The following is a 20,026-nucleotide window of genomic DNA, read 5'->3' as shown; positions in this document are numbered from 1 at the left end:
GTTGCCGGTCCTTCCCGTCTTGCCGGTCCTCCCCGCGTTGCTGGCCCTTCCCGTCTTGCTGGTCTTGCCGGTCCTTCTCGTGCTGCCCGTCCTGCCCGTCCTGCCCGTCCTGCCCGTCCCGCCGGTTTCGTCGGGTGCGGCGGGCCTCAGGCAGCAGCGGGAGCAGGGAGAGGACGACGACGAGGGCGACCAGCGGCAGCAGGTAGTCGTCGATGTGCGGGACGGAGGCGCCGAGGGTGTATCCGGCCAGGACCAGCGTCTGCGACCACAGCACACCGGCCACGGCCTGCCACAGCGTGAAGGTCCGCGTGGGCACCCCCAGCGCACCCGCCACCGGATGCAGTACCGACCGCAGCAGCGGCACGAACCGCCCGATCACCAGCGCCTTGCGGTAGCCGTAGCGCGCCAGCAACTGCTCGGCCCGCGTCGCCGCGTCCTTCAGTCGCGTGCTGGACGTGCGTGCGAGCAGTGCCCTGCCGCCGTGCCGCCCGATCAGGAACCCCACCTGCCCGCCCGCCACGGCCCCGACGGCGGCGCACAGCAGCACCTGCCACAGCGCCAGTCGCGGCGGCTGCTGTGCGCTGCCCGCACACAGCACACCGGCCGGGAACAGCAGCGTGTCCCCGGGCAGGAAGAAGCCGACGACCAGCAGGCCCGACTCGGCGAAGATCACCAGCAGAACGCCCAGTGCACCGAAGGCGGCCAGCACCGAGGCGCTGTCCATCGGGTTGACGGCGATCACCGGCCACGCCTCCTGGCGTCTGGCTGACGTGTCTGCTCACCAGGATCGCCTGCCCGGCACACCTGTGCGCGGTGTTCGCGCCGCGCGCGCCTGCGGCACTCGGGCACTCGCACTTGCGTGGCGAGACCGTCGGCGTTCCCGCGCCTCACCTCTGTCGGCTGAGCACCGCGGAGCTGTCCGTGGCCGGCTCGGGCAGCCAGGCGCGGTACCGGCGCAGGGCTCGTCGCTGCAGGCGTTGCTCCGAGAGCAGGGCGCGGGCCGGGTGGGTGCCGGGCGCCGGGTCGGTCCCCCGGGCGAGGCGGCGCAGCTGGTGGCGGACCTGTGCCATGCCGGCGGCGGCAGCCAGGGTCTTGTCGGACCAGCTCACCGGCCGCAGCCGACGGTCGGCTTCGTGGCCGCTGCGCCAGCGGTCGGGCAGGTCCGGGGTGACGGCGAGGGCCGTGCCCATCCCGATCAGCGCCACGCCACTGGCGAGGACCCGCTCCGCGGTGTCGCGCCGGGTGATACCGCCCGTGAGCATCAACGGGAGCGGGCTGGTCCTGACCAGGTCCGTCGCCAGTTCCAGGAAGTAGACCTCACGGGCGTGGGTGCGGGCATCGGCGGGGCGGCCGGACATCGCGGGACTCTCGTAGCTGCCGCCGGACAGTTCGACCAGGTCGACGCCGAGCGGTGCGAGCATCTCGATCACCTGTCGGGCGTCGTCGGCGTCGAATCCGCCGCGCTGGAAGTCGGCGGAGTTGAGTTTCACGGCGACCGCGAAGGACGGTGAGACAGCGGCGCGGACGGCGCGGACGACGTCCAGGAGCATCCGGGCCCGGTTCTCCAGCGGCCCGCCCCATGCGTCGGTGCGCCGGTTGACCAGCGGGGACAGGAACTGGGACAGCAGGTAGCCGTGCGCGGCGTGCACCTCGACGCCGTCGAACCCCGCCTGTTCGGCGCGTGCGGCCGTGACGGCGAACCGTTCCACGGTGGCCTCGATCTGCTTCGGGGTCATGGCGACGGGGCGACCGAAGCGGCTGCTGTGCCGGCCCAGGTCGACACCGACAGCGGAGGGGGCCCACACGACGCCGGGCATGTTGGCGTGGACCTGGCGTCCGGGGTGGTTGATCTGCATCCACATCGCCGCCCCACCGGCCTTGCCGGCTGCGGCCCAGTCGGTGAACGGCTCCAGCGGCGAGGCGTCGTCGAGTACCACGCCGCCGGGGCCGGTCAGTGCCTCGGCGTGGACCATGACGTTGCCGGTGATCAGCAGTCCGGAGCCGCCGGTGGCCCAGCGGCGGTACAGCGCCGTCAGGTGCCGGCCGGGGAGTTGGCCGTACTCGGCCATGTTCTCCTCCATGGCCGCCTTCGCCACCCGGTTCTGCAGCACCGTCCCGGAGCGCAGGGGCAGTGGTGAGAAAAGTTCGCCGGACATCCGGGCTCTCCTTGTGATCTCCTAGAATGTATGCACCGCTCACATTAAGGCGACGATGTGAGCGGTGTAAACATTACGGAGGGTGAACCATGCCACAAGCGAGTGCCTCGTACCATCACGGTGATCTGCGCACCGCCTGCCTGCGCGCGGCGCGGGAACTGCTCGAGGAGGACGGCAGCGCCGGCCTGTCGCTGCGGGCCGTGGCGCGGCGGGCCGGTGTGTCGGCGACTGCTCCCTACCGCCACTACGCGGACCGTGACGCGTTGGTCTCCGCGGTCGCCGCGGAGGGCTACCGGGAGCTCGCCGAGCACCTGGCCGCGGCCCATCCCTCGCCCGCGACGCCCGATGACCTCGCTGCGGTGGGCGTCACCTACGTCCGCTTCGCGCTCGACCGCCCGGCACTGTTCCGCGTCATGTTCGCGGAGCCCTGTGATCTGGACAGCGGCGAACGGGCGGAAGCCACTGCCGCCGTCTCGGAATACGTCGCCGGCCTCGTCCGCCGTGCCTTCCCCGGCGCCGATCCGGAAGCGCTGTCGACCGCGGTGTGGGCCTTGGTCCACGGCCTGGCCTTCCTGCATCTCGACGGCAAGCTCGACGCCTCCGCACCCGACGTGGTGGCCGACCGGGTCGGCGCCGCCGTCCGTGCGCTGTTCGCCGTGGGGCCGTGAGGCCCGGACCCCTGAAGCGGCCCTGGGCGGCGGGCGGTTGTCACCGACAGGGCTTCCGTCTCTCACCGCCTGCCTGGCGTGCATCCCGGAAAGCCCCCGCAGGCCCTCTGTGTCTCGCGCGCGACCCCGCGGCCACCGCACGAGGACACGTTCCACCGCGCCGCACGTGACCAGACGGTGAAGAAAGCGGCACGGTTAATTCGTGTTTCTTCCTTGGCGATTCAACCAGCGTGAGGGGCTGCACGTTTGCACTCGGGTTGCTTCGAAGGTGCGTGAATCCTGTGGAGATCGATCATGGGCGAGGCCTCGGCGCCTCGTCAGGGGGTTGATCTGTTCGCGACAAGTCGGCACGCTCCAGAGCACGCGCAGCGCTGCCGCCCGAACGCAAATCCCCCCACTCCACGAGGAGACCCCTCTTGTCGGCGCATCACAAACGCATGGGCAAGGCCAAGACCGTCACCGCGATCGCGGCCGCCGCCACCGTCATCGGTACCGGCTTGTACGTGTCCCCCGTCGCACAGGCCGGACAGCCTGCCGAGGGCACGGTCTACGGCCTGAACGCGGAAGGAGCCGTGGCCGGCAGCTACATCGTGCTCCTGGACCAGAAGACCTCCGGATCCGAGAAGAAGGAGCTGGCCACCGAGTACGGCGGCAAACTCAGCCGCACCTACGGCTCGGCGGTCAACGGCTTCTCGGCCGACAGCCTCACCGAGACGGAGGCCAAGCGCCTCGCGGCCGACCCCGCGGTGGCCACGGTCGTCCAGAACAAGAAGTTCCACATCAATGCCACCCAGGACAAGCCGCCGTCCTGGGGCCTGGACCGCATCGACCAGAAGGACGCGGCCGGCGACGGCAAGTACACCTACCCGGACAAGGCCGGGGAAGGGGTGACCGCGTACGTCATCGACACCGGCGTACGCATCAGCCACAAGGACTTCGAAGGCCGCGCGGGCTACGGGTTCGACGCCGTCGACAACGACGACAAGGCCGACGACGGCAACGGCCACGGCACCCATGTGGCGGGCACCATCGCCGGTACCGCCCACGGTGTGGCCAAGAAGGCCAAGATCGTCGCGGTGAGAGTTCTCGACGACAACGGTTCCGGGACCACCGAGCAGGTCGTCGCCGGCATCGACTGGGTGACCAAGAATCACCAGGGCCCCTCGGTGGCCAACATGAGCCTCGGCGGAGGCGCGGACCCGGCGCTCGACGAGGCGGTGAAGAAGGCCATCGCCTCGGGCGTCACCTTCGCGGTCGCCGCCGGCAACGAGTCCGCGGACGCGGGGCAGGGTTCGCCGGCCCGGGTCCCCGAGGCCATCACGGTCGCCTCCAGCACCAAGGACGACGCCCAGTCGGACTTCTCCAACTTCGGCAAGGTCGTCGACCTGTACGCGCCGGGTTCGGACATCACCTCCGACTGGAACGACAGCGACCAGGGCACCAAGACGATCTCCGGTACCTCCATGGCCACCCCCCACGTCACAGGAGCCGCCGCCGTCTACCTGGCCGGACACCCGGACGCCACGCCCGCCCAGGTGGCCACGGCGCTGACCGGTGGTGCCACCAGCGACAAGATCACCAACCCCAGCAGCGGAACGGCCAACAAGCTGCTGAAGGTGACCGAGTAGGTCCACCAGGATCCTGAAGCGAGCTGCTGAAGGTGACCGGGTGGGTCCACCAGGACCTGAAGCGAGCTGCTCAAGGTCACCGAGTGGGTTCACCGGGACCCGAAGTGAACTGCTGAAGGTGAACGAGTGGGTCCACCAGACCCTGAGGCCCGGCGGTGCCGCCCGTGCGTGACGGCGGCACCGCCGGGTCCTTTTTCAGGTGCTGCTTGTCAGCTGCTGTGCACGCCGACCTCGTACAGCGAGTATCCCCACTTGGTGCCACGCTCCGTGCCGGTGACACGGACGTAGCGTGCCGGGGTGCCGGTGAACCGTGCGGTGTCGAGCCCGCCGTCACCCGTGGTGGTCGACCAGGCCGTCTGCCAGTGCGAGCCGTCCGCCGAGAGCTGGATGCCGTACGACTTCCCGTACGCGCGCTCCCAGTCGAGCGTGACCCGTCCGACCCGGTGGGTCGAGCCCAGGTCGATCCGCAGCCACTGGCCGTCGCTCCACTCGCTGGCCCAGCGGGTGTCCCGGGTGCCGTCGACGGCGCGGCTCGGCGCGTAGCTGGTGAACGGGTTCCACCACTCCGCCGAACTGGCCGTGGCCGGCGCGTCCTTGGCGAGGTCGACCCCCGCCTGGTGCTGCTCGGTCGCTCCCCAGGTGTCGAGGTAGGTCTCGGCGCCCCGGAAGAGGTCGTTCACCACGCTCTGGCCGCCGACCCGCCTGATGTCCTCGATCCAGTCGGGGACGAGGCCGTAGTGCGCGGCTCCGTCGGTGTTCAGGTCCCAGGTGCGTTCCCCGGTGGTCACCCGGTCGATGACGGAGCCCCCGTCGACGCTGCGGAAGGGGTACGTGACCTTGTCGGGGGCGTCCGCGCCCCGGGGTCCCGGCCAGCCACCGACACCGTTCATGTCCGTGCCGTAGCCGTAGCCCACGCCGTACTTGTCCCGCAACGCCTTCGTACGGCCGGCCTCGGCCACGAACCCTTCCGAGCCGTTCATGTACTGGGCGATGAAACCGCCGAGACCGTACACCCGGTCGGTCCAGTTCATGTCCATCCAGCTGTGCGAGGAGATCACGCCGGGGTAGGACTCGGACTCGAAGATGTCGAGCGCACGGCCGACGGCCTTGACGCTCATGTGGTCGATCTCCAGCATCATCTTGCGCTTCATCATGCCGCGCACGGCGTACTCACCGAGGCCGGTGAGCCCGCGCACGTTGCACTGCGCGTCCGAGTCGTACGACGGGACACTCACGCCGGCCGGCAGTTTCGCCTCGGCGCCGGGTGCCGCTGCGGAGCCGATGGGGTTGTCGTGCTGCGGGCCCGTGCACTTCTCCGTCTTCCAGAAGGTGCCGGTCGACAGGAACTGGCCCACGTTGATGGCCGTACCGAGCCCGCCCGAGTCGAAGCGCACTCCGCACAGCGCGTTGTCGAACTTGTGGCACAGGAACATGCTGCGCACGCCCAGCGCGTACAGCTCGTCGAGTCCCTTGTCGATGTCCTCCTTGCTGCACTGCGCGATGTCCAGGACCTGCTTGCAGCCGAAGGGCTCCGAGGTCTCCACACCCAGGACGACCGCCAGCTTGCCCTGCTCGACCACCTCACGGGCCTGCGCGCTGTCGGTGACGATGCGGAACCAGCCCTTGCCCGCGCCGCCGTACATCTTGTCGATGTAGGCCTGCAGGTCGTACGACATCTTCGCCTGCAGCCGGATGGACGTCATCTCGTCGCAGCTGCGGTCCTTGAAGAAGTACACCGAGCAGATCACACCGTTGGTGACGAGGTCGTTGACCAGCACCCGCTGGCCGCCGCGCCAGGCCCGTTCCACCCAGGCGTAGTAGTTCTGCTGGTGGGTCAGCGAGTCGTGGGCGGGCCAGTCCTTGAACGTGGGCCAGCCGACCGGGTCGTGCCTGCCGTCACCGCCCTTGGTGATGAAGTCGAAGACGGCCAGCGAGCCGTCGGGGTAGTGCTCGGGACAGTCCTTGAGCGCGTCGGCGATCCCGGCCTCGGAGAAGACCTTGCCGCAGATGAGCCGACCGCCGAAGGCCTCGTTGGAGAAGAGGTGGTCGTGGGCGTCGGCGAACCCGCGTACCTCGCCCTTGGCGTCGGTGCCCGTGAACGGCTCGCCGGTGACGTTGATCCCGGAGTCCGGTGCGGGTCTTGCGCCCGGGACCCACCAGTCGTTTCCGGCCGCCGAACTCGGGGTGGGGCCGAGCACGGCGGCCAGTACGAGGAGGAGCAGGGACACTACGGTGACGTTCTTGCGTCGGCGGTACGGGTGGCTGGTCATGGCCACGGCCCACGTCCCTCGGTCGGCGGGATGCGCGGCCGACCGAGAAGGAGGTCAGGGCCCGGAGACACGCGCGCATACCGATTTGTCATGTCTACGCAAACTGTGCGCCATGAGGATCGCCAGTGCCGGTCTCCGAGTCAATACTCGGGCTCGGCGTGATGACGGCCCGGTGCTTCGCCGGAAAGGCGCGGCTGCGTGCTCCCGGGGCGCTCGACGGGGGGCGCTTCGGATTCCCGGTCCGTTCTCATGGGTCGCTTCGGATTCCCGGTCCGTCCCCGTGGGGTCGCCCCGCGCTCCGGTCCGTTCCCATGCGTCGCCCGCGCACCGGTCCATTCCCGTGAGCGTCGCTCCGCGCTTCCGGCCCGTTCCGAGCGACGTCGCTCCGTTCTCGCGGTCCGTTGCGATGGAGGGCGGCTCCGCGTTCTCGCCCCGCTCCGTGATTACTCGCAGGTAGTAATAAGCTGGATGGCAGCGAGAACCGTAGATCAACGACCGCGCCCGACAGCGGCTCGAACGTGAGGAGCAACCGATGGCATCGGAAACCGAGCGAGCCGTACTGGCGGGCGGTTGTTTCTGGGGAATGCAGGACCTGGTCCGCAAGCAGCCCGGCGTGGTGGCCACCCGTGTCGGGTACAGCGGTGGTGACACGCCGAACGCCACATACCGCAACCACGGCGACCACGCCGAGGCCATCGAGATCCTCTTCGATCCCTCGGCCACGAGCTACCGCGACATCCTGGAGTTCTTCTTCCAGATCCACGATCCGACGACGAAGGACCGCCAGGGCAACGACATCGGACGCAGCTACCGGTCCGCCATCTTCTACGCCGACGAGGAACAGCACCGCGTCGCCCTGGACACCATCGCGGACGTCGAGGCGAGCGGTCTGTGGCCGGGCAACGTGGTCACCGAGGTCGAGCCCGTGGGCGACTTCTGGGAGGCCGAGCCCGAGCACCAGGACTACCTGGAACGCTATCCGAACGGCTATACCTGCCACTTCCCGCGCCCGAACTGGAAGCTGCCGCGCCGCGCCTCGTCCCCGGCGAACCCGAGCGCCTGACCGCGCTCAAGGCCTGAACGAGCCCCGCCCCGACACGTCGGCGGGGCTCCGGCCTGCCTTTCTCCGCCCCCATGCCGTACGCTCGGGCCGCCGGGGTGCGTTCCGGCGGTCGTTCACGCCCGGCGCTGCTGCCTGATCGGCTCACCCACGCGGTGCATGTGCGTCAGGGCCTCGCGGTAGGACTGGATCAGTCCGGTCTCGTGGTACGGCACCCCGGTCTCGGCGCAGTACTGCCGCACGATCACCCGGGCCCGACGCAGATGGACCGTGGGCATGCTCGGGAACAGGTGGTGCTCGATCTGGTAGTTGAGCCCGCCCAGCATCACGTCGGTGAACCAGCCACCGCGCACGTTCCGCGAGGTCAGGACCTGGCGCCGCAGGAAGTCGAGCTGCTGCTCGCCGGTGATCGTCGGCATGCCCTTGTGGTTGGGAGCGAAGGTGCAGCCCAGGTAGACCCCGAACAGGCACTGGTTCACGGCGAGGAACGCCACCGCCTTGCCCGGAGAGAGCACCAGGAACACGGCGGAGAGCACCGCTGCCATGTGCAGCAGGAGCAGAGCGCCCTCCGTCAGCCGGTTCTTCATGAACGGTGAGCGCAGCGCCCGGAGACTGGCGACGTGCAGGTTGAAGCCCTCCAGGGTCAGCAACGGGAAGAAGAGCTGCGCCTGGTGACCACCGAGGAGGCGGGCCAGGCCCCGGCTGGCGCGGGCCTGGTCGGTGGACCACACCAGGATGTCCGGGGCGACGTCGGGGTCGAGTTCCTCATGGTTGGGGTGGGCGTGGTGGCGGGTGTGCTTGTTCATCCACCACCCGTAGCTCATGCCGATGCCGAGATTGCCGAACAGCCGTCCCCAGATCTCGCTGTGCCGGCGCCGCCGGAAGACCTGCCGGTGGGCCAGGTCGTGCGCCACCAGAGCGACCTGTCCGAACACCATGGCCAGCACCGCGGCCACGGCCAGTTGCCACCAGGTGTCGCCGAGGGCGAGGAACGCTCCCCAGCCGGCGACGAACGACCCGATCACGAGACCGAGCCGCACCGTGTAGTAGCCGGGGCGCCGCTCGAGCAGACCGGCCGCGGCGATCCGCTGGGACAGCCGGGCGAAGTCGCTGCCGGCACCGTGGTTCGACATACCCGTGTCGACGGCGGAACGGCGGGTTGCAGGGGAGGCGTCGGGGGAGATCGTCATGCCCCGAATTCTGGTGACGGCCCCCCGGCCCGATGAAGCCTGCCAGCCACCGTATGCGCACGCGGCCCGCCCCACCCGTTGCCGGGGGGTAACCCCCGGACACACCGCCGGCCGGGCCGCCCGCCACGGCAGCGGGATGCCGGGGCGCCGGCAACGGCAGCGGGATGCCCGGGTGCCGCCAACGGCAGCGGGATGCCGGGGTGCGGTGGTCGCTTCCACGCTGCCGCAGTCCTGCGGCCGGTCGTGGCCGCCCCGGCCTCCGCCTGACCGGTCGGATGAGCCCTCGGCGGAGAGGCGATGGTTTCCCAGGTCAGAGGCGTTTCGCTTGTGCGTGAACGCGGTGGCGACCGGGCTCGGATCCCATCGGTTGCCAAGAGACAGAGGTCGACCTCTTGACCTCGGTGACCCCAGCCACTAGCTTGCGGTATTCGTCGGCCCATCACTATGGAAAGGAGGCGACCAGCGGATGTACACCTGCTCTGATCTTGGTCGCCTCGCCCAGCGCACGGTCTGGGTTCCGGGTCGGATCGCGCACGGCTGCTGAGCACGCCGTTCTGATGTGCCCGTTCGTGGCACATTTCGGGATTCCCGTCACACCCTTCCGGCACCTCGCTGAGGCATGCCGTTTTGCGCCCGTTTCTCTCACGTGGCGCGTCTGAACACAGAAAGCTGCCTGGAATTGGCGAACATGATGACTCGATCGATCACTTTCCGGAACGAAGGCCCGTCATGGTAGCGGCGCGCATCACGGTCAACGGGAAAGAAGCACCGATTTCACCGGCTGCGCCCCACACGACAGCGCTGGACTTCCTGCGCGAGCGCGGCCTCACCGGCACCAAGGAGGGCTGCGCCGAGGGTGAATGCGGCGCCTGTTCGGTCCTGGTGGCCCGGCCCGGAGTGAACAAGCCCACCGACTGGGTGGCGGTCAACGCCTGCCTGGTCCCGGTCGCGGCGCTGGACGGTCAGGAGATCGTCACGTCCGAGGGTCTCGCCACCGCCGGTGCACCCGGCACGCCGCCCACCCTGCACCCGGTGCAGGAGGAGATGGCGGTCCGCGGCGGCTCCCAATGCGGTTACTGCACACCGGGGTTCATCTGCAGCATGGCCGCCGAGTACTACCGGCCGAACCGCTGTGCGCATGCGGACGCGGCGGGCGGTACCGGCGCCGAGCACGGCAACATCGACGGCGAGCACGGCAGCACCGACGGCGAGCGCGGCAGCATCGCCGCCGAGCACGGCAGCACCGACGCCGAGCACGGCCCGAACGGCTTCGATCTGCACGCGCTGAGCGGGAACCTGTGCCGCTGCACCGGCTATCGCCCGATTCGCGATGCCGCGTTCGCCGTCGGCGCCCCCACCGACGAGGACCCGCTGGCGCAGCGGCGCGAACAGTCCCCGCCCGCGCCGGTCGCCACCGAATACATGCAGGACGACAGCGCGTTCCTGCGGAAGAACACCCTCGCCGAGACACTGCAGTTGCTGCGTGAGCGGCCCGACGCGGTGGTGGTCGCCGGCTCCACCGACTGGGGCGTCGAGGTGAACATCCGTTCCCGCCGGGCGGACTGCGTGGTCGCCATCGACCGGCTGTCCGAACTGCGGGACCTGCGCGTCGGATCCGACTCCATCGAGATCGGGGCGGCGCTCACCCTCACCGAGATCGAACGCCGCCTCGACGGCCGTGTGCCGCTGCTGGCGCAGCTGTTCCCGCAGTTCGCGTCCCGGCTCATCCGTAACAGCGCGACCTTCGGTGGCAACCTGGGTACGGGCTCCCCGATCGGTGACAGCCCGCCCGTGCTGCTCGCGCTGGAGGCATCGCTGGTGCTCGCCGACGCCGACGGTGAGCGCGAGATCCCGCTGGCGGACTACTTCACAGGCTACCGGCAGAGCGTGCGCCGTCCGGGCGAGCTGATCCGTGCGGTGCGCATCCCGCTGCCGCTGTCGCCGGTCGTGGCCTTCCACAAGATCGCCAAGCGGCGCTTCGACGACATCTCCAGCGTCGCGGTCGCCTTCGCGCTCGACATCGAGGACGGGATCGTCCGCAAGGCCCGCATCGGCCTGGGCGGCGTGGCCGCCACCCCGATCCGCGCCCTCGCCACCGAGGCGGCCCTGGAGGGCAAGCCGTGGGTGACGGAGACGGTCGAGGCCGCGGCCCAGGTGCTGCAGGCCCAGGGCACGCCGATGAGCGATCACCGCGCCAGCGCCGACTACCGCGCGGCGATGCTCGGCCAGAGCCTGCTGAAGCTGTACGCACAGACCACCGAGGCGGTGTCGTCATGAGCCATCTGTCCGAGCGCCCCGAAAAGCCTGTCGTCGGTGTATCGATGCCGCACGAGAGCGCCAACCTCCACGTCACCGGCACCGCGCTCTACACCGACGACCTGATCCACCGGACCAAGGACGTGCTGCACGCCTACCCGGTCCAGGTCATGAAGGCACACGGCCGGATCACCGCGCTGCGCACCGAGCCCGCGCTCGCCGTGCCCGGTGTGGTCCGCGTGCTGACCGGCGCCGACGTGCCCGGCGTCAACGACGCCGGAATGAAGCACGACGAGCCGCTCTTCCCCGACGAGGTCATGTTCCACGGCCATGCGGTCGCGTGGGTGCTGGGCGAGACCCTGGAGGCGGCCCGGCTCGGTGCGGCGGCCGTGGAGGTGGAACTCGACGAACAGCCCTCCCTGGTCACGCTGCAGGACGCGATCGCGGCGGGCAGCTATCACGGCGCCCAGCCCCTGATGGTGGCCGGCGACATCGACGCGGGCTTCGCCGACTCCGCCCACGTGTTCACCGGCGAGTTCCAGTTCTCCGGTCAGGAGCACTTCTATCTCGAGACGCACGCGGCGCTGGCCCAGGTCGACGAGAACGGGCAGGTGTTCATCCAGAGCAGCACCCAGCACCCGTCGGAGACCCAGGAGATCGTCTCCCACGTGCTCGGCGTGCCCAGCCACGAGGTGACCGTGCAGTGCCTGCGGATGGGCGGCGGCTTCGGCGGCAAGGAGATGCAGCCGCACGGCTTCGCGGCCGTCGCCGCGCTCGGCGCCAAGCTGACCGGCCGGCCGGTCCGGTTCCGGCTCAACCGGACTCAGGACCTGACCATGTCCGGCAAGCGGCATGGCTTCCACGCCACGTGGAAGATCGGCTTCGACGCGGACGGCCGCATCCAGGCTCTGGACGCCACCCTGATCGCGGACGGCGGCTGGAGCCTGGACCTCTCCGAGCCGGTGCTGGCCCGTGCGCTGTGCCACATCGACAACACCTACTGGATTCCCAACGCGCGCGTCGCCGGTCGCATCGCCAAGACCAACACGGTCTCCAACACCGCCTTCCGCGGCTTTGGCGGACCACAGGGCATGCTGGTGATCGAGGACATCCTGGGCCGCTGCGCGCCGCTGCTCGGCCTGGACCCCATGGAGCTGCGGGAACGCAACTTCTACCAGCCGGGCCAGGGCCAGACGACGCCGTACGGACAGCCGGTCACGCAGCCCGAACGGATCTCCACCGTCTGGCAGCAGGTCCAGGACGACGCCGGCATCGCCGACCGCAAGCGCGAGATCGCCGCCTTCAACGCCGCGCACCCGAACACCAAGCGGGCCCTCGCGATCACCGGCATCAAGTTCGGCATCTCGTTCAACCTCACCGCCTTCAACCAGGGCGGCGCGCTGGTGCTGATCTACAAGGACGGCTCGGTCCTGATCAACCACGGCGGCACCGAGATGGGCCAGGGCCTGCACACCAAGATGCTGCAGGTGGCCGCGACCACGCTGGGCATCCCGCTGCACAAGGTCCGGCTCGCCCCGACGCGCACCGACAAGGTGCCCAACACCTCCGCCACCGCCGCCAGTTCCGGGGCGGACCTCAACGGTGGAGCGGTGAAGAACGCCTGCGAACAGTTGCGCGAACGGCTGCTGCAGGTGGCCGCCTCCCAGCTCGGTGCGAACGCCTCGGACGTGCGCATCGTCGAGGGCGTTGCGCGTGCCCTCGGCAGCGACAAGGAGCTGGCCTGGGACGACCTGGTGCACACCGCGTACTTCCAGCGGGTCCAGCTGTCGGCGGCCGGTTTCTACCGGACCGAGGGTCTGCACTGGGACGCGAAGAGTTTCCGGGGCTCACCGTTCAAGTACTTCGCGCACGGCGCCGCCGCGACCGAAGTGGAGGTCGACGGCTTCACCGGCGCGTACCGCATCCGGCGGGTGGACATCGTGCACGATGTCGGCGACAGCCTCTCCCCGATGATCGACATCGGTCAGGTCGAGGGCGGTTTCGTCCAGGGCGCGGGCTGGCTGACGCTCGAGGACCTGCGCTGGGACACCAGTGACGGGCCCAACCGCGGCCGGCTGCTGACCCAGGCCGCGAGCACCTACAAGCTGCCGAGCTTCTCGGAGATGCCCGAGGAATTCAACGTCACGCTGCTGGAGAACGCCACCGAGGAAGGCGCGGTCTACGGGTCCAAGGCGGTGGGTGAGCCTCCGCTGATGCTGGCGTTCTCGGTGCGAGAGGCGCTGCGGCAGGCCGCCGCCGCGTTCGGGCCGAACGGGGTCAGCGTCGATCTGGCCTCGCCCGCGACGCCGGAGGCGGTGTACTGGGCGATCCAGGCGGCTCGCCAGGGCGATGCCTCCCACAACGCTCACCTCGTCAACGTGTTCGCCGCCAACGGCCACTCCGGCAACGGGCGCGCCACCGACGGCACGACCCGGACCGATGCAAAAGCGCTGCACGGTGCCTGACATGACGTGGATCGCCGCGGTCGCACGGTTGCGGGCACGCCGGGAGTCCGGTGTGCTGGTGACCGTCGCGACCGTGCGCGGTCACGCCCCGCGCGAGGCCGGTGCGAAACTCGTCGTGGCGGAGAGCGGGACGTGGGGCTCGATCGGTGGCGGCAACGTCGAGGCCGTCGCGATCGACCGGGCCCGCGAGATGATCGCCGCGTCCAAGCCGGAGCCGGAGCTGATCGATTTCGCCCTGAACGACAAGGTGACCAACCAGCACGGAGTGCAGTGCTGCGGCGGCACGGTCTCGGTGCTGCTCGAACCGCTGCCGGTGGTACGGGCGGTGGCGATCTTCGGCGTCGGGCACGTCGGGCTGGAACTGGCGCGCATCCTGGCACGTCAGGACCTCGATCTCCACCTGATCGACTCCCGCTCCGACATCCTCACCGAGGACCGGCTCGACGTACTGGCGGACGCGGTGGCGCAGGTGCATGTGCATCACACGCCGCTGCTGCCCGAGGAGGTGCTGGAGGAACTGCCGCGCGGCACCCACATCCTGATCATGACCCATGATCACGCCGAGGACGCCGCTCTGTGCGACGCGGCCTTGCGCACGACCCATCTCGGCTCCATCGGGCTGATCGGGTCGGCGGCCAAGTGGGCGCGGTTCCGCAAACGCCTCTCCACCGAGGGCGGCCACGACGAGGCCACCATCGACCGGATCAAGACCCCGATCGGGCTGGGTGACATCACCGGCAAGGAACCCGCGACCATCGCCGTGAGCGTCGCCGCCGACTTGCTGCGCACCTTCGAATCGGAGAAGAACTGACTCGGCGAGCGGATCGAAAGGGGGCCCCGCGGTCGTGCGAACGAACGTGTGCGGGGCCCCTTCCGGTGCGACCGAGCCCGTCACCGCAAGCGGCACCGGCCCCGCCGGGGCACGTACGAACCGGCAGAACGCAAGCCCGGCCCGGCCACTTCCAGCACCCTAGAAAAAGCCCAGCCGCTTCGGCGAGTACGAGACGAGGAGATTCTTCGTCTGCTGGTAGTGCTCCAGCATCATCTTGTGTGTCTCGCGGCCGATCCCGGACTGCTTGTAGCCGCCGAAGGCCGCGTGTGCGAACTTCTATCAGACTCCGTACGCGGCACAGGCGCGCATGGATACGCCCCGTACTGGCTTGCGTACTATGTCGCGTACAGCGTGGCCTTTGTGTCGGCGGCCGTGGGGGGTGCTCAGAAGAAGCCGAGCTTCCTCGGCGAGTAGCTGACAAGAAGGTTCTTGGTCCACTGGTAGTGGTCCAGCATCATCTTGTGCGTCTCACGACCGATGCCGGACTGCTTTGTTCCCCCGAAAGCAGCGTGCGCGGGGTAGGCGTGGTAGCAGTTCGTCCAGACACGGCCCGCCTGGATGGCGCGGCCGGCGCGGTAGGCGGTGTTGATGTCCCGGGTCCACACGCCCGCGCCCAGGCCGTACAGCGTGTCGTTGGCGATCTTGATGGCGTCGTCGAAGTCGTCGAAGGCGGCCACCGACACGACCGGGCCGAAGATCTCCTCCTGGAAGATCCGCATACGGTTGTCGCCCTCGAAGATCGTCGGCTGGACGTAGTAGCCGCCCTTCAACTCGCCGTCGTGCTCGACGCGTTCCCCGCCCGTGAGGACCCTCGCCCCTTCCTGCCGGCCGATGTCCAGGTAGGAGAGGATCTTCTCCAGCTGGTCGTTGGAGGCCTGGGCGCCGATCATCGTCTCGGTGTCGAGCGGGTGGCCGGGCTTGATCTGCCGGGTGCGTTCGACCGCCGCCTCCAGGAACTCCGCGTACCGACCGCGCTGGATCAGCGCCCGCGACGGGCACGTGCACACCTCGCCCTGGTTCAGGGCGAACATCGTGAAGCCCTCGAGCGCCTTGTCACGGAAGTCGTCGTCGTGCGCCCACACGTCGTCGAAGAAGATGTTCGGGGACTTCCCGCCGAGTTCGAGGGTGACCGGCTTGATGTTCTCGGAGGCGTACTGCATGATCAGCCGCCCGGTCGTCGTCTCCCCGGTGAACGCCACCTTCGCCACCCGCGGGCTCGACGCCAGCGGCTTGCCCGCCTCCACCCCGAAACCGTTGACGATGTTCAACACGCCTGGCGGCAGGAGATCCGCGACCAGGCTCAGCCAGTAGTGGATGGACGCCGGAGTCTGCTCGGCCGGCTTGAGGACGACCGCGTTCCCCGCGGCCAGCGCCGGCGCCAGTTTCCACGCCGCCATCAGGATCGGGAAGTTCCACGGAATGATCTGCGCCACGACCCCGAGAGGCTCGTGGAAGTGGTACGCCACCGTGTCGTCGTCGACCTCGCCCAGCGACCCCTCCTGCGCCCGGATCGCCCCCGCGAAGTAGCGGAAGTGGTCGATCGCGAGCGGGATGTCGGCGGCCAGCGTCTCCCGCACCGGCTTGCCGTTCTCCCAGCTCTCGGCCACCGCCAGCGGCTCCAGGTGCGCCTCCATGCGGTCGGCGATCTTCAGCAGGATGTCGGAGCGCTCCGTCACCGACGTACGGCCCCATCCGGGAGCCGCCTCGTGCGCCGCGTCCAGCGCCCGCTCGACGTCCTCCGCGGTACCGCGCGCGATCTCGGTGAACGGCTGCCCGTTGACCGGCGACGGGTTCTCGAAGTACCGCCCGCGCACCGGCGGCACGTACGCGCCCCCGATGAAGTGGTCGTAGCGCGCCTGGTAGGAAACGATCGCGCCTTCGGTGCCCGGTGCTGCGTAACGAGTCATCCTGGTCTGTCTCCCGGTGCAGCGCTGCCCGCCGTCGGGCAGCTCCCGGCGCGAGGCTAGGCAAGCGGACGTTGCAGTCACGTTGCACCGCTGCTCCGGCCCGCTGCCCGGCCGGCCGGGGCCGCCAGCTCGGTCTCCAGCGCGGCGAGCCGGGCACGGAACGGACCCGTGGGACGCACCGCGGCGAGTGCCCGCCACACCCCGATGTCGTCCTCGCCCCACGACGCGTGCGCCCAGTCCGACAGCAGGTCCGGGTCGTGATGCGCGATCAGCGCCGTGCGCAGTCCGCCGGCGAGCCGCTCCCGCAGCCGGACGACCGCCGGCGCCTGCGATCCGGGGAGCAGCGGGCCGGCGTACCCCTTTGCCGCCGCGGTGAGCGCACCTGCCGCCAGTCTCCGCTCGACCACGGTGGCGTCCGACTCGACCGCCGCCGTCAGCCGGTACGGCCGCGACGCCAGCACGCCGGGTCCCAATACTCTGCGCAGCCGCGCCAGTTCGGCCCGCAGCGTCACCGGAGTCACCGACTCGTCCGCGTACAGCGCGCACAACAGCTCGTCCCCGCTGAGACCCTCGGGATGCCGGGACAGCAGCACGAGAATCTCGCTGTGCCGGCGGCTGAGTCTGATCCGCCGCCCGTTCAGGCAGAGTTCGGCCTCGTCCCGGCCCAGCGCGCGCAGCAGCGGAGCTTCCTCCGGACTCGGCGGAGCGAGCAGCGCGAGCTGTGACTCGGCGGCCCGCGCCACCGCCTGCACGAAGCCCAGACTGTGCGGATGGGCCAGCCCGTCCCCGCCGGTGATGTCCACGGCGCCCAGCACGTGTCCGGTACGCGGATCGTGCACCGGGGCGGCGGCGCACGTCCACGGCTGCACCCGGCGTATGAAGTGCTCCGCGGCGAACACCTGCACCGGCCGGCCCACGGCCACCGCGGTGCCCGGCGCATTGGTGCCGACCGCACTCTCCGACCAGCGTGCCCCCGGCACGAAGTTCATCCGGTCCGCCCGGCGCCGGGTCGCCGGATGCCCCTCCACCCACAGCAGTCTGCCGTGCGCGTCGCACACCGCCAGCAGGTGCTCGCCGTCGGCGGCGAAGGTGCCCATCAGCTCCCGGAACAGGGGCATCACCCGGGCCAGCGGATGCTCCGCGCGGCAGGCATCGAGGTCGCCGTCGCTCAGCTCCACGCTGGCGGCGCCTTCCGGTCCGACACCGGCCCGTGCACTGCGCCGCCATGACTCCGCCACCACCGACCGCACCGGGCGCGGCACCGTGCCCACGGTGGTGAACGTCTCGTGCGCCCGGCGCAGCAGGCGGACGCGCTCGGCGGGGTCGGCCCCCGGCTCCAGGGCCACCCACGGATCGGTCAACTCGGCCTCCCCAGGCGGTGGAACGGTGGTGCTGCGATGCGGTACGGAGGCGCTGCGACGTACCGCGGACTGCGTGCGGCGACGCGACAGGCACGGTGGCGACACGGCGGCCGGCACCCTCGTGGGGTGACACGCCGTCCGTGGTCACCGTGCGGTGACACGCGGCCGGGACCATCGTCACCCCGGGTGTTCGCGCGGACAACCGGTGCGACGGGGGTTGCGGCTCGGTCAGGCGAAGTTGACCAGTCTGATGTAGCGCACCCAGTCCCAGCCCGGCCCCGGGTCGTCGTGATCGGTGCCGGGCACCTGGTAGTGACCGATGATGTGCTCCCTGTCCCGGGGAATGCGGTACTTGGCGCAAATCGCTGCCGTGAGCTTCGCCGACTCCTCGTACAAGGCGTTGGTGAAGTAGGCGGGCCGATCCACCCAGCCCTCGTGCTCGATGCCGATGCTGCGCGTGTTGTACCCCCAATTGCCGGCGTGCCAGGCGATGTCGGTCTCGTGCACACACTGGGCGACGTGGCCGTCCGTCGAGCGGACCACATAGTGCGCGGAGACCTTCCTCTGAGGATTGCGGAAGATCGCCAGCGTGTCGGAGTACGTCTCCTGCGTGACGTGGATGATCACGCGGTCGATCGTGTAGTCGCCGGGGCGGTCGGACGACGTGTAGTTGGACGTGCTCGCCGGCTGCCACTCGGCGGGCGGATAGTCGACGGCCCAGGTCTGCGCACCGGCACGCGCGTCGGGGAGCAGTGCGTAGGGGACGGCGGCGAGCGCCGCGCCCTTCAGCAGCCGTCGTCGGCTGAGCCGCGGCTCGGCTCGTTCCATGTCCATGGCGGAATGCCTTTCGCGAGGCCCTTCGGAGTCGGAGGTACGGCGGAGAGGTCAGCGGTGCAGGGCCGACGCGGTCTCCCGGAGCCGTGCGTGCACGCCGCGGTACGTCTCCCGTGCGGGCAGCCACTCCTTGCGGAGCTTGGCCACGCACGTGTAGTTCGTGTCGCACACGTTGGCCAACGGTGATTCGACCGCCTGGGTGGCGAACTGGTACGCGTCCAGCTCACTGAACCCGTAGTCGCGCACCAGCCACTGCACCAGGTCGAGCTGGGATATGCGGAACGCGTCCTCCAGCGGGCGAGCCGAGCCGGTCGAGATGATGTGCGTGTCCGATTCCAGCCGGGGCCACGGTGTGGCGACGTCCTTGAGGAGGTCCACGACCACCACGGTGTTCATCGCGCACTCCACGGCCACACCACAGGTCTCGCCTTCACCCTGCCGGGCATGCCCGTCGCCGAGACTGAGCAGGGCTCCCTCGACGTTGACGCCCAGATAGCAGGTGACGCCGGCCCGCATCTCGGGCGTGTCCATGTTCCCGCCGTGGGCGTCCGGGACCAGGGCGGAGCGCACCTCCAGGTTGGCGGGGGCGACGCCCACCGTGCCGTGCATCGGGTCCAGTGGCAGCTCCATCCGGAAGTCGCTGTCCTGCGCCCGGAAGAGAGCGGTGCGCCGAGTCCGGTCGAGCTGCCAGATCCAGACGCGCTCCGGGAGCGGAGGCTGCAGCGTGGCCGTGCTGTGCGTGGAGGTGAGTGCGCCGAACAGGGGGACGGTCGTCGATGCCGCCCAGTCACGGGCCGGTTCGACCGACACGAAGTGCACGGCCACGGTGTCGCCGGGTTCCGCGCCCTCGATGTGGAAGGGGCCGGTCTGCGGATTGAGGAAAGGGAACTCGCACACCTCGGACACGAGGTCCTTCTCGGAGCGGACCCGGCCGGCGAAGCAGTCCTCCGTGTACAGGTCGAGCACCGTGCCGGGCGCGATCCGTGCCAGGGGCGCCGCTCCGCCGAACGTCCAGGCGTACTGGTCCGGCTCCGGGCGCACGGTGAGGATCCGGGGGTCGGTCATCGCGGCATGGCTCCCTTCTGGAGGGCGGAGTGGATCGGAAGTGGGGCTGTCCGCTCGGGATGACGCCGTATCAGTACCAGCCGCGAGCACCGACGGAACATGACGACCCGTCGGCTGCGCCTCACGTGAATCACGGTACGGCGCAACCCGGTTGGGCAGAAGGCCTGCCACGGTTCCGTGGACAACCCGCGCCGTGTGGACACCTGGCTCACCCGATCGGGGGAGGCCTGTTCGTACGGTGCCCAGGCCGGCCGCTCACGGGTCCGAATCCGGTCGTGCCCGAAGCCGGCTGCCCTCGCAGCACTGGGCGCGCGGCTCGCATGCACGTCACAGC

General features: G+C 69.9%; 13 protein-coding genes and 2 pseudogenes. 6 read left to right on the top strand and 9 right to left on the bottom strand.

Annotation, left to right across the window (positions count from 1 at the left end):
• Window positions 1-109: 109 nt before the first annotated feature.
• Window positions 110-742 (bottom strand): annotated as a pseudogene (locus tag ACZ4SF_RS27160) (DedA family protein); the annotation flags it as partial.
• A gap of 145 nt (window positions 743-887) precedes the next feature.
• Window positions 888-2,156 carry an NADH:flavin oxidoreductase/NADH oxidase family protein gene (locus tag ACZ4SF_RS27155; protein WP_468389008.1) on the bottom strand — a complete coding sequence of 423 codons (1,269 nt, stop codon included), beginning with the start codon at window positions 2,154-2,156 and terminating at the stop codon, window positions 888-890.
• An 89-nt stretch (window positions 2,157-2,245) separates the two neighbouring features.
• Here ACZ4SF_RS27155 and ACZ4SF_RS27150 point away from each other — a divergent pair, with 89 nt between their 5' ends.
• A complete protein-coding gene (locus tag ACZ4SF_RS27150; protein ID WP_468389006.1) occupies window positions 2,246-2,824 on the top strand; it encodes a TetR/AcrR family transcriptional regulator in 579 nt (192 codons plus the stop codon).
• 437 nt (window positions 2,825-3,261) lie between these two features.
• On the top strand, window positions 3,262-4,452 hold the full coding sequence (locus ACZ4SF_RS27145) for a S8 family peptidase (RefSeq protein WP_468389077.1): 1,191 nt from the start codon (window positions 3,262-3,264) through the stop codon (window positions 4,450-4,452).
• Window positions 4,453-4,661: 209 nt separating this feature from the next.
• On the opposite strand, the gene ACZ4SF_RS27140 is transcribed toward ACZ4SF_RS27145, so the two are convergent.
• Window positions 4,662-6,722, bottom strand: a complete 2,061-nt coding sequence (locus ACZ4SF_RS27140) for a galactose-binding domain-containing protein (protein ID WP_468389075.1) — start codon at window positions 6,720-6,722, stop codon at window positions 4,662-4,664.
• A 532-nt stretch (window positions 6,723-7,254) separates the two neighbouring features.
• On the opposite strand from ACZ4SF_RS27140, the gene msrA reads away from it, so the two are divergent.
• Window positions 7,255-7,785 (top strand): peptide-methionine (S)-S-oxide reductase MsrA, encoded by a 531-nt coding sequence (gene msrA / locus ACZ4SF_RS27135; protein ID WP_468389004.1) that lies wholly within the window; start codon window positions 7,255-7,257, stop codon window positions 7,783-7,785.
• A 113-nt stretch (window positions 7,786-7,898) separates the two neighbouring features.
• On the opposite strand, the gene ACZ4SF_RS27130 is transcribed toward msrA, so the two are convergent.
• The gene (locus ACZ4SF_RS27130) at window positions 7,899-8,972 is read right to left on the bottom strand and encodes a fatty acid desaturase family protein (protein WP_468389002.1); all 1,074 of its coding nucleotides are present in this window, start codon (window positions 8,970-8,972) and stop codon (window positions 7,899-7,901) included.
• A 729-nt stretch (window positions 8,973-9,701) separates the two neighbouring features.
• On the opposite strand from ACZ4SF_RS27130, the gene ACZ4SF_RS27125 reads away from it, so the two are divergent.
• The 3 genes from ACZ4SF_RS27125 to xdhC are packed head-to-tail and all read left to right on the top strand — an operon-like array spanning window position 9,702 to window position 14,504.
• Complete coding sequence (locus ACZ4SF_RS27125) at window positions 9,702-11,249, top strand: xanthine dehydrogenase small subunit (RefSeq protein ID WP_468389001.1); 1,548 nt, start codon at window positions 9,702-9,704, stop codon at window positions 11,247-11,249.
• Window positions 11,246-13,693 (top strand): xanthine dehydrogenase molybdopterin binding subunit, encoded by a 2,448-nt coding sequence (xdhB, locus tag ACZ4SF_RS27120; RefSeq protein WP_468388999.1) that lies wholly within the window; start codon window positions 11,246-11,248, stop codon window positions 13,691-13,693. The genes ACZ4SF_RS27125 and xdhB overlap by 4 nt, the downstream gene beginning before the upstream one ends.
• Before the next feature lies 1 nt (window position 13,694).
• A complete protein-coding gene (gene xdhC / locus ACZ4SF_RS27115) occupies window positions 13,695-14,504 on the top strand; it encodes a xanthine dehydrogenase accessory protein XdhC (RefSeq protein WP_468388997.1) in 810 nt (269 codons plus the stop codon).
• Between the two features lie 159 nt (window positions 14,505-14,663).
• On the opposite strand, the pseudogene ACZ4SF_RS27110 reads toward xdhC, so the two are convergent.
• The 5 genes and pseudogenes from ACZ4SF_RS27110 to ACZ4SF_RS27090 form a co-directional block, all read right to left on the bottom strand.
• Window positions 14,664-14,795 (bottom strand): annotated as a pseudogene (locus tag ACZ4SF_RS27110) (aldehyde dehydrogenase family protein); the annotation flags it as partial.
• Between the two features lie 113 nt (window positions 14,796-14,908).
• Entirely contained in the window at window positions 14,909-16,432 is a 1,524-nt protein-coding gene (gene exaC / locus ACZ4SF_RS27105; RefSeq protein ID WP_468388996.1) for an acetaldehyde dehydrogenase ExaC, read from the bottom strand.
• A gap of 77 nt (window positions 16,433-16,509) precedes the next feature.
• Window positions 16,510-17,793, bottom strand: coding sequence for a winged helix-turn-helix domain-containing protein (locus ACZ4SF_RS27100; protein ID WP_468388994.1), 1,284 nt, complete (start codon window positions 17,791-17,793; stop codon window positions 16,510-16,512).
• A gap of 228 nt (window positions 17,794-18,021) precedes the next feature.
• Complete coding sequence (locus ACZ4SF_RS27095) at window positions 18,022-18,627, bottom strand: N-acetylmuramoyl-L-alanine amidase (RefSeq protein WP_468388992.1); 606 nt, start codon at window positions 18,625-18,627, stop codon at window positions 18,022-18,024.
• Window positions 18,628-18,678: 51 nt separating this feature from the next.
• Entirely contained in the window at window positions 18,679-19,692 is a 1,014-nt protein-coding gene (locus ACZ4SF_RS27090; protein WP_468388990.1) for an acetamidase/formamidase family protein, read from the bottom strand.
• Window positions 19,693-20,026: the final 334 nt, after the last annotated feature.

This window comes from Streptomyces sp. NPDC027663 (assembly GCF_055566415.1).
Note: the sequence above shows the minus strand (reverse complement) of the source record. Positions and strands in the feature narration are given on the sequence as shown.

Bases quoted from the DNA above. Each gene is read 5' to 3' on its own strand.
- ACZ4SF_RS27155 (WP_468389008.1), bottom strand. From the start codon at position 2,156: ATGTCCGGCGAACTTTTCTCACCACTGCCCCTGCGCTCCGGGACGGTG.
- ACZ4SF_RS27150 (WP_468389006.1), top strand. From the start codon at position 2,246: ATGCCACAAGCGAGTGCCTCGTACCATCACGGTGATCTGCGCACCGCC.
- ACZ4SF_RS27145 (WP_468389077.1), top strand. From the start codon at position 3,262: ATGGGCAAGGCCAAGACCGTCACCGCGATCGCGGCCGCCGCCACCGTC.
- ACZ4SF_RS27140 (WP_468389075.1), bottom strand. From the start codon at position 6,722: ATGACCAGCCACCCGTACCGCCGACGCAAGAACGTCACCGTAGTGTCC.
- msrA (WP_468389004.1), top strand. From the start codon at position 7,255: ATGGCATCGGAAACCGAGCGAGCCGTACTGGCGGGCGGTTGTTTCTGG.
- ACZ4SF_RS27130 (WP_468389002.1), bottom strand. From the start codon at position 8,972: ATGACGATCTCCCCCGACGCCTCCCCTGCAACCCGCCGTTCCGCCGTC.
- ACZ4SF_RS27125 (WP_468389001.1), top strand. From the start codon at position 9,702: ATGGTAGCGGCGCGCATCACGGTCAACGGGAAAGAAGCACCGATTTCA.
- xdhB (WP_468388999.1), top strand. From the start codon at position 11,246: ATGAGCCATCTGTCCGAGCGCCCCGAAAAGCCTGTCGTCGGTGTATCG.
- xdhC (WP_468388997.1), top strand. From the start codon at position 13,695: ATGACGTGGATCGCCGCGGTCGCACGGTTGCGGGCACGCCGGGAGTCC.
- exaC (WP_468388996.1), bottom strand. From the start codon at position 16,432: ATGACTCGTTACGCAGCACCGGGCACCGAAGGCGCGATCGTTTCCTAC.
- ACZ4SF_RS27095 (WP_468388992.1), bottom strand. From the start codon at position 18,627: ATGGACATGGAACGAGCCGAGCCGCGGCTCAGCCGACGACGGCTGCTG.
- ACZ4SF_RS27090 (WP_468388990.1), bottom strand. From the start codon at position 19,692: ATGACCGACCCCCGGATCCTCACCGTGCGCCCGGAGCCGGACCAGTAC.